This is a genomic window from Spirulina subsalsa CS-330 (assembly GCF_028330765.1).
Classification (GTDB): Bacteria; Cyanobacteriota; Cyanobacteriia; order Cyanobacteriales; family Spirulinaceae; genus Spirulina; species Spirulina subsalsa_A.
In genome coordinates this window covers 41,413-50,989 of the sequence record NZ_JAQMTY010000061.1, presented here as the reverse complement: position 1 = coordinate 50,989, position 9,577 = coordinate 41,413, and the positions used below count along the sequence as shown (strand labels likewise).

General features: G+C 54.3%; 6 protein-coding genes. 3 read left to right on the top strand and 3 right to left on the bottom strand.

The window, feature by feature from the left end:
* Nucleotides 1–473: 473 nt before the first annotated feature.
* The gene (gene folK / locus PN477_RS04275; RefSeq protein WP_272122307.1) at nt 474–965 is read left to right on the top strand and encodes a 2-amino-4-hydroxy-6-hydroxymethyldihydropteridine diphosphokinase; all 492 of its coding nucleotides are present in this window, start codon (nt 474–476) and stop codon (nt 963–965) included.
* A gap of 67 nt (nt 966–1,032) precedes the next feature.
* Nucleotides 1,033–1,581: an NUDIX hydrolase gene (locus PN477_RS04270; RefSeq protein ID WP_272122305.1), complete on the top strand. Its 549-nt coding sequence runs from the start codon at nt 1,033–1,035 to the stop codon at nt 1,579–1,581.
* Between the two features lie 8 nt (nt 1,582–1,589).
* Here PN477_RS04270 and PN477_RS04265 read toward each other — a convergent pair whose 3' ends face one another.
* Nucleotides 1,590–4,304, bottom strand: a complete 2,715-nt coding sequence (locus tag PN477_RS04265) for an ATP-binding protein (protein ID WP_272122303.1) — start codon at nt 4,302–4,304, stop codon at nt 1,590–1,592.
* A gap of 582 nt (nt 4,305–4,886) precedes the next feature.
* On the opposite strand from PN477_RS04265, the gene PN477_RS04260 reads away from it, so the two are divergent.
* Nucleotides 4,887–6,215, top strand: coding sequence for a hybrid sensor histidine kinase/response regulator (locus PN477_RS04260; RefSeq protein WP_272122301.1), 1,329 nt, complete (start codon nt 4,887–4,889; stop codon nt 6,213–6,215).
* 62 nt (nt 6,216–6,277) lie between these two features.
* On the opposite strand, the gene PN477_RS04255 is transcribed toward PN477_RS04260, so the two are convergent.
* Together PN477_RS04255 and PN477_RS04250 are read right to left on the bottom strand one after the other, a co-directional pair.
* Complete coding sequence (locus tag PN477_RS04255) at nt 6,278–8,257, bottom strand: CHAT domain-containing protein (RefSeq protein ID WP_272147017.1); 1,980 nt, start codon at nt 8,255–8,257, stop codon at nt 6,278–6,280.
* A 204-nt stretch (nt 8,258–8,461) separates the two neighbouring features.
* A complete protein-coding gene (locus PN477_RS04250) occupies nt 8,462–9,508 on the bottom strand; it encodes an amidohydrolase family protein (RefSeq protein ID WP_272122298.1) in 1,047 nt (348 codons plus the stop codon).
* Nucleotides 9,509–9,577 lie beyond the last annotated feature (69 nt).

The following is a 9,577-nucleotide window of genomic DNA, read 5'->3' as shown; positions in this document are numbered from 1 at the left end:
CTGACTTATGCCCTCCGTCAAGACCCTGAGCAGTCGGCTCAGACGATGTTTGATGCCGATGAACTGAGGCTTTTATGTCTCCTCTCGGGTCAAGCTGTTGACTCTCTACGACAGGCTACTTTGGCGTTAGCGAAGTTAGTGGGTTTTGCTCCTTCCCAGAGGCAACCTCTGCCTGGGGTCAAAGTCCTGGCGACTGCCCTTGAGCGTTTCTTCTTTGCTAAGCAGAGGGCTCAGGCTCTTTCCAAACCCCTACAGGATTAGCTTTTTAAGGGGGATTGAGGGGGATCTTTGTACCTTGTGTTTATGAAAACCGCTATAACCATTGCAGTCCATCGAGCAATCCGCATGGATTGATCCGAGGATTTTAGGGATGGGGCGACAACTCGGCCCTCTGGATTTTCACAATCCACGATCATAATAGATCCTGAAGCTCTCAACAGTCGCAAACGTTTGAATAGGGGAATTATGATGTCATGAGTGTGAATTCCGTCGCGATCGCCTTGGGGAGCAATCTAGGGAATTCAACCATGATTCTCAACCAAGCCATTGATCTACTGTCCGTCACGCCAGGACTTTATCTAACGGCAGTATCACCCTGGTATAAGACGGCTCCCGTCGGCCCGCCCCAACCGGACTATGTGAATGGTTGTGCGATTTTTGATGTGGATCAATCCCCTGCGGATCTGCTTCAGGTGTTGTTAACCACCGAGCAACATTTTGGGCGGATTCGGCGGGTGCGGTGGGGGCCGCGATCGCTGGATTTAGATTTGCTCTTCTACGGCGATCGCATTTTGCAATTGCCGAACCTTACCGTTCCCCATCCCCGAATGCGCGATCGTGCCTTTGTCCTCGCCCCCCTCGCCGACATTGCCCCCCACTGGTGCGATCCTGTCACCCAAACCACCGTCGCCGAACTCCTCGCCCAGGTGGACTGTAGCGGGATTACCCGCCTCGCCCCCGTCTAACCTCATTCCCAAACGCCACCCCCGCCCCCGATAATTAACCCGATACTCAAGAGCGATCCGCCCAGCCATGCAACCCCAACACCAAGCCCCCGAAATTCTCCAACAACGCCTCTACTACCACGGTCGCAAATTTGCCTTTGATGTCAATCGGCTCCGGCTGCCCAACGGGGTCGAAGGCGATTGGGAATGTATTCGTCATCCTGGCGGCGCGTTGGCCGTTCCCGTCACCCCAGCAGGTCAATTGGTGCTGGTCTATCAATACCGTTTCGCCGTCTCCGGGCGACTCTTAGAATTTCCCGCCGGCACGATCGAACCCGGCGAAGACCCCGCCCTCACCATCGAGCGCGAAATCCAAGAAGAAACCGGCTACAAGGCCAGTCAATGGCGCGATCTGGGTAAATTTCCCCTCGCACCGGGCTATTCCGATGAATATATCTATGCGTTCCTGGCCCAAGGACTAGAAAAACTCGCCACCCCCCCCAGCCAAGACGACGACGAAGAAATCGAAGTGGTCTTACTCACCCCGGATGAATTTGAAACCCAAGTCCGCCAAGATCCCACCGCCTTTGATGCCAAATCGGTGATGAGTTATTTCCTCGCCCAGCCTTATTTGTAAGGGGCTGATCATACCGTTGGAGCGGCTTGGAGAAACTCCAAAATGCCAACATCGTCAAACTCTTGGGCCAATGCCAAGATGCGATCGCAGAAGCCGCGATAGTGAGGCTCTCGCTCTTTGAGGGTTGCCGCCATTTGCTTGAGTTTGGGGATGCTGCCCAGTTTGGCCAAGTCGATGAACGCTGCCAGGGGAGCCGCCGGGGGATAGACGATCGCATCGTCCGGTTCCGGGGCGATCGCGCCCGTCGGCACATCGGCATAGACCCAACTCAACTGGAGATGGTGCTCGATCCGACTGAGCAAATACGCCATATCCACCGGCTTCGGCACAAAATCATTGCAGCCCACCACAAAGCTACGCTGTTGATCCTGGGCGAGGACACTGGCAGACGAGGCCAGGATTACCACCTGGGCATCCTGTTGACGAATGCGGCGCGTCAAGGCAAAGCCATCCAACTCCGGCATCACCAAATCTGTGATGATTAAATCGGGCTGAAACTGTTGATACACCGCCCACCCATGGGCCCCATTTTCGGCAGTGGCGATCGCAAACCCCAGCGGTTCCAGCACATCCCGGATCAGCATCCGATTCACCCCCGTATCATCCACAATTAAAACGCGACGGCGGGGCCCGCTGTAGCCGATCACCTGACCCTCCACCACCGGCCCGCCTTGAGCCTGCCAATCGTGAACCACCGGACACCGCACCTCAAACCAAAAACAACTCCCCTGACCCTCTGCACTCTTAACCTGAATCGTACCGCCCATCATCTCCACAATCTGCCGACTAATGGCCAAACCGAGGCCCGTACCTTGGGCTTTTTGGGCGTGATCGCCCACCTGTTCAAAGGGGAGGAAAATTTTCTCCACTTGGGCGGCAGTCATGCCCACCCCGGTATCTGTAATGGTGAAGCGCAGCGTGGCGATCGCCATCTTTTGATCAGCTTGCGGGGAGCGATCGGGCAAGGCCTCCACCGTGAAGGTCACCGTCCCCGTATGGGTAAATTTAATCGAATTCCCCAACAGATTTAACAACACTTGGCGCAGTCGTTTCGAGTCTATTTCAACCCCCGGCGGTAACTCCGCCGGAATCTGAGCCTGAAACGCGATGCCCTTCTCCTCCGCCTTAATCCGAATCACCTCAACCACCCCCGACAGTACCGCGAAAAAGTCCACCGGCTCCGGCAACAATTCCAACTTCCGAGCTTCAATCTTCGCCAAGTCCAACACATCATTAATCAGGGTTAATAAATGGGTTCCCGCCTGTTGAATCACCGTCACCCCTTGGCGCTGTTTGGGGTTAAGACTGTCCGTCCGTTGGAGAATTTGCGCATACCCTAAAATGCCGTTGAGGGGGGTGCGGAGTTCATGGCTCATGTTGGCCAAAAATTCACTTTTTGCTTGGTTGGCATTGTCGGCGGCTTCTTTCGCATCGGCCAATTCGGCCGTGCGCTCGGCTACCCGTTGTTCGAGCCTACCGATCGCATCCCGCAGTTGGCTCGCCATCTGATTAAACGCCTGGCCCAAGGATTGCAATTCTAAAATGCTCGTCGGTGGCACGGCTTGATCGAGATCCCCCGCCGCCATGCCTTGACTGGCTTGATTGAGCCGCACGATCGGTTTCGCAATCCACCGGGACGTGAACACCCCCAACCCCGCCGCAATCAGCAGCGCGATCGCACAGAGCAGCACCGTTTGTCGCGTATTGGTGTGGATCTGCGCCATAAACTCCGACTCCGGAACCACCACCACAATTAACCAATCCAACCCCAGCGCATCTTGATAGGGTGTCACTTGAATAAAATGGTTTTCTTGGTTAAACCGCACATCTAACGCTTCAGGCTGCGTTAAAGCGGCGAATTCTGGATATTGCGCCATGATTGCTTGGGCCGTGGCCCGAATCAATGGATCTTCGCTCTCCGTTGCTAAAATTCGTTCCGCCGTTTCCCCCTGCAATCGATAGGCTTTGCTCTCCGTGGAACTCGCCACCAATAGCCCCGATCGCTCCATCAAAAAAATCCCCCCCGCCCGATTGTGTTCTAGATCCTTGAGGAACTCTTTCACCTGCGACACAATATGATCGACCCCCAAGACCCCCACCAATTCACCCCTTGCATAGATGGGATAGCTGGCCGAAATCGACAACACCCCCGGCTTATCATCCCAGGGATAAATTTCACTCCATACCGGTTCCCCGGCCGCCACCGCATCGGTGTACCACGCCTCAAGGCGGTGGTCATAATTTTCGTAGGTTGCAATCAGCTTCAACCGCTGACCCTGGGCATCGGTTGTATAGACTCCATTTGTTGCGCCCCGCAACCGACTTTCAATGATCGCAAATTCCCCATCCCCTAAGCGTTCGACCCCAATAAATTCACCCTCCGGACTGCCGAAATTAATGTACCCCACATCGTAGATCTGCATCTGTTGCCAAAAAAATTGCCCCAAGGTTTCAAGGTCTTGGAGATTAATCAGGTTTAAGTCTAGGGCGGCCAAATTGAGGCGGTTGAGTTGTTGGGGAACGGCCAGGTAACTGTTGAGGTGTTGTGCTGTGCGTTCGGTGATTTCGGTGCGTAATTGATAGGCGAGATCGGTCACGGCTTTTTGCCCGTTGCGATGGGAGAGATACCCCACCACCCCCACCGCGAGGGCGATCTGAGCAAGGAAGGGGGCAATTAAGACAAAGCGGAGCGATCGCTGTGTAAATTTGAAGGATTTATTCATCGTCAAGCGGCAGAATGAAGAGCAAGATGAACCCTGATCCTCTTCACGAAACAGTAAAAATTAAATGTTCGTCCGTTGATTGACAACACAATTCCTACACAACAGGATGAATCCTTTTGAACGTGCCTAGACTCACTCGCTCATGATCATGATGAGGGCTGATGTTGTGCCCTCTTCATCCTATTCAGGTCAGCAGTCGCGCCACCCTTTTCAACAGCTTCAGTGTAGCAACCTCTCCCCCCACGGCCCCATGGGATCAGGAAATAGTGTGAATCTTAACTGTTCGTTAACTTAAGCATGATCTTGAGTGAGTTCTCACCTCGTTTTACCAGGGGTTAGCACAGCGATCGCGCCCACAATGTCACTAAATCCAAAAAGAGTTTAAAATCTGACGGATCATTGTGTAAATCGCTGGTAAGATTGGGGGCAAAACGGGATACAAACAAAGACTTTCAACAGGATAATGCCATTGAGTCTCCTTGGGTCTACCGTTCAGACTGGGGTGAACTTTGCCATGATAACGGCTGCTCTTGATATTTCGTGATTCAACAATGGGCGGACGCATCGCCCTTCACGCCAACCATGGTTACTACTCCCACCGTTACCCCCGACAGTCCAGGCACGATTTTAGCCGTCGATGATAATCCTGCGAATTTAGGGCTGTTGTCAGAGTTTCTTGATAGTTTTGGGTTTCAAGTCTTGACCGCCCGCAATGGCCGCGCCGCCGTAGAACGTGCCCACTATGCCCAGCCGGATCTCATTTTGCTGGATGTCATGATGCCAGAAATGGATGGTTTTGAAGCCTGTCAACGGCTGAAGACACAACCCCAAACCGCCCATATTCCGATCATTTTCATGACGGCGTTAAATGAGGTGACGCACAAAACCCAAGGCTTTACCCTCGGGGCGGTGGATTATATTACCAAACCGTTTCAGCAAGAAGAAGTGTTGATGCGGATTAAAACCCAACTCAAATTAGCTCGTTTAACGCAACAGGTGCAAGCCCAAAATACTATCCTAGAGCAACAAGTTGCCCAACGCACCGCAGAACTGCAACAGACGCTACAGGATTTAAAATCGGCTCAGGTGCATCTTGTCCAGAGTGAAAAGATGGCGAGTTTGGGTTTATTAGTGGCAGGTATTGCCCATGAAATTAATAATCCGGTGAATTTTATTCATGGCAATCTGGGCCATGTTCATGAGTATGTGGATAATTTATTACGGGCGTTTGAACTCTATCAAGGCTTAAATCCGGCGATGGATGAGGCGATCGCATCCGAATTAGACGATCTAGATGTGGCGTTTATCGGGGAAGATTTACCGAAAATTGTGCAGTCGATGGCAGTGGGAACGGAGCGCATTCGTGAGATTGTGTTAGGGCTGCGTAATTTTGCCCGCAAAGATGATTCCCAATGTCGGGCGGTGAATGTGCTCGATGGTATCGATAGTACCTTGATGCTGCTCCATAATCGCCTTAAAGGGAGTGGCCCCCGGCCAGATATTCACATCACCAAAGACTATGGGGATTTGCCGTTAGTCCACTGTTATTTTAGTCGGCTCAATCAGGTGTGGATGAATGTGCTTGCCAATGCGATCGATGCGTTGCGCGATGCCCAAGCCGAGATTTCCCAACCAGCGATCGCCCTCAAGGCCCAAGTGATCAATCAAGATTGGGTACAGATTCAAATTACCGACAACGGCCCCGGCATTCCTGAACAATGTCGCGAGCAATTGTTCGACCCGTTTTTCACCACGAAGCCCGTGGGTAAAGGCACGGGTTTAGGGTTATCCATTAGTTATTCCATTGTCGTGGAGCAGCATCACGGGCGGCTCACCTGCACCTCCCAACCGGGCCAAGGCACAACATTCACGATTGAACTGCCGATCGCCCCTCCCCCAGACAGTCCGTAGGCCAAAATCGCCCTCATTCCCTGGGCCCACACCGGGTAAAGGGGAGCGAGAGTTAACATTTTTTAGGTGCGATCGCCCATGAACACAAACGCGCCCCAATTGATCGGGTCGGGGTATTGTTCCATTGTGGTTAGCATCGCTTGGCGGAGGGCGGCGGCCTTATCCGGATTGTGGCGCAGATTGCGATAAAACTCCGTCATCAGCATCGCCGTCGGAATATCCGGAATCGCCCAAAGCGACACCACCACACTTGCCGCCCCTGCGGCCAAAAACGATCGCGACAACCCCACAACCCCATCCCCCGTAATCCGCCCCTGCCCAGTATCACAGGCACTCAACACCACCAAATCCGCCGTTAAATCCAAGGCCACAATTTCCCGACTGGTTAAAAAGCCATCCTTAAGATCACTCGTGGCAAACTCATCATCAGCGGTGAGGACGAGAGCACCCGGCAAATCAACGCGCACTACTTTTTCGCGGGCGAGGGATGTTTCCGCCGCGACCCCACCCACAAAGACATTTCCCCCCACAATCACCGCGCCGGGATTGACAAACACGTTATTGTCGCGGGCGGTGCTCAGGCTGGGATCGATCGCATTACCGTAGATATCAACGGGGAAGTTCGGACAGCGCAACTCATAGCGCAGGGATTCGTTGGGGTCGATTTGGGTGTCCACACAGGAGAGCAGGCCGTGGGTGGCAAAGTGGAGCACGGAGGCGGTGGCGAGGTGGGGCTGAATCTGGGCGAAGCTGGCCTGTGATCCTAGAAAGGGGGTGGTGTTGAGGAGGTTCGCCACGGCGATCGCTTCTTGTTCCGCGCCGGGTAAGGCACTGAGGGGGTGATCCTGTTGGGGCAGGGTGGGCATGGTGGGGTTGCCGACGATCACGGCGGTTCCCTGGGAGGATCGTGCTGGGGTGGCGGCGGCGATCGCTAAGGTCTGCACATTGGGCGCAACTTGCAGTGTGTGGGATTCAATCAGATAATTCCCGGCGGGATTGCGCAGCGTGGCAAAGGGCACGAGGAACAGGGCATCTTGGGGGAGAATCGTCACCGAAGCAGCGGGATCGCGGGGCAAATGGGCCGCAATCGGCGCGATCAAGAGTTGATAGAGATAGTCCGCCGCATCGTCACCGGGGAGGGTGGTGGTGATCCGTCCCCGACCGAAGCGATCGATCAGTTGGGTGCGGGTTTGGCGGACAAAGGTGCGCAGGGATTCAATGCCTACGGCTTGGAGGTCGAGGGTCTGGAATGCGATCGCACCCTGGGGCGACACCACCCAACTGTAGAGCGTCGTCGGCTCATTGGTTTCTGTACCCAAAACCCGCACCTCATCCCCCACTAAGGAATAAACCACCAAGGTTGTATTTTCCCGTTGGGCCACGGCACGAATCGCCGCCAGATCCAGCGGTGGCGCAGGGGTGGGGCGATACTTGCGCACCAACTGCTCCACGAAGGATTGCGCCCGACTCGCCTCGGCCACCACCAGCGCCGCATCGGTGTTGCCCTGGGCCACCAAGGTTTTTTGCAAGAGGCGATAGGTATGGGCTTGCTGTTCAAACAGGGTCACTTGGTCGAGATCCGCCAAGTTTGCCCGCAGGCTATCCCACGCGATCACCGCCTCCCGCAGGGCCATTTCCGCCGCTCGATACTGTCCCGCCCCAAACTGTGCCAGGGCCAAATTTGTTAACGCCAGGGGTAAGCCGCTGTGGTTGGGGGTCTGGCGTTCGTGGGTGACAATCTGCTCCCACTGCGGGATCGCCTCGGTGTAGTGTTGGGCGAGGAGGGTGGCTTTGGCCTGGCCGAGGCGAGCGTCATTCATGGCGCGATCGCTCCCCTCCCGTGTTGCCCGGTCTAACAACTGTCGATAGGTGTCCCGCGCCGCTTCAAACTGGCCAGCCTCTAGCTGCTGGTGGGCCCGCTGGGTTAACTCAAGGAGGGGGTCAGTCTCAGCCGCGATCGCCGCCGGGAGCGACTGGATCAGACTCGGCATCCCCCAGAGGGTGACGGCTAAGGATAGGGAAAGGAGGGGTGATCGCAGCATGGTGATGTTGGGTAATTGAATAGTCAAAGCGATCCAATTCGTGAATTTGATCCCTGTGATACAATCCCTCACCCAACCCTCTCCCTTAGGAGAGGGCTTTTGGCTCCCTTCTCCTGAGGGAGAAGGGTTGGGGATGAGGGTGCTCCCTGGCGAGCAGTATGAATCTGCAAAAGAGGGATGCACCCTGAATCATAACCCGGCAATTTAGGGATAAATCGAGGTGGCATCGGCGGGCGGTTCGTCTTGCAGGAGGGTATTTAATAACAGAGTCGGCGGTTGTTTGTAGGGCCAGGCAAAGGCATGACGAAACGCCGCATCTTGGCAGGCTTGGAGTTGACGAAAATTGATAATATCGTGGGTTAATAAATTCTCATATTCAAAGGGTAAGCGCACATTATGCAGCCCCGCATTATCGGTACAAATCGCCACATCCACCCCCGCATCAAAACAGCGTTGAAACACCGTTTTCAGTTGCGATAAATCCTCTAACGCGCCGGTTTGAAAATAGGTGGTGGGGCACACTTCTAAACATTGACCATTGGCGGCCACTTCCCGTAGCAGTTCCGGATGTTGGAGGGGGATTTGAATCCCGTGGCCGATGCGGTGAAGATAGGGCAAGAGTTGGGGATGGCAACCGTCGGCGGTTTCGTAGAGGTGGCCGGTGGTCTTCACGCCGTGCGATCGCGCATAGTCAAACAACTTCACCAACTCATCAATGCGATCGCCATAATGATTATCGCCCCCGGCAAGATCCACCCCACAAACGATGCCAGGATTCGCGATCGCTAAATCCACGATCGCCCGATTCACCGCATCGGGTAACCGCACATGCATACATAAAATCTGCGGTGTAATAATCGGATGCTCTACCCCCTGCATCGCCTTGCCCACCACCTCGACAATCCGCTGCATTTGGTCAATACGTTCGGCTTCGGAGCGATCGGAGTCGGTGCGGTAATAGGGGGTATAACGTAGTTCTAAATAGGCGAGATTTTCAAACACATAGGCCCCCCGTAACAGGCGATAGATGAAATAGGGTAAGGTGGTTTCCGTTTGCACACTTTCCACTAAGGTATGCAGTTCTAAATATTCATCTAAGGTCTCACGGGGGCGGGTGTAGAAGTCTTCAAAGGGGTCATAATCCGGAAACCGTTGGGACAAATCCGGCTCATAGCGTTGAAAATATCGCCAAAGGATGCGGGGAACCACGGAACCACCTAAATGACGATGGAGTTCTGCGTATAGCGCCATGACGGTTGCATTGAACGAAAGATATCTTCAGTGTGCGGTATTTTTTCCGCTGGCACAAGTTATCGCAGT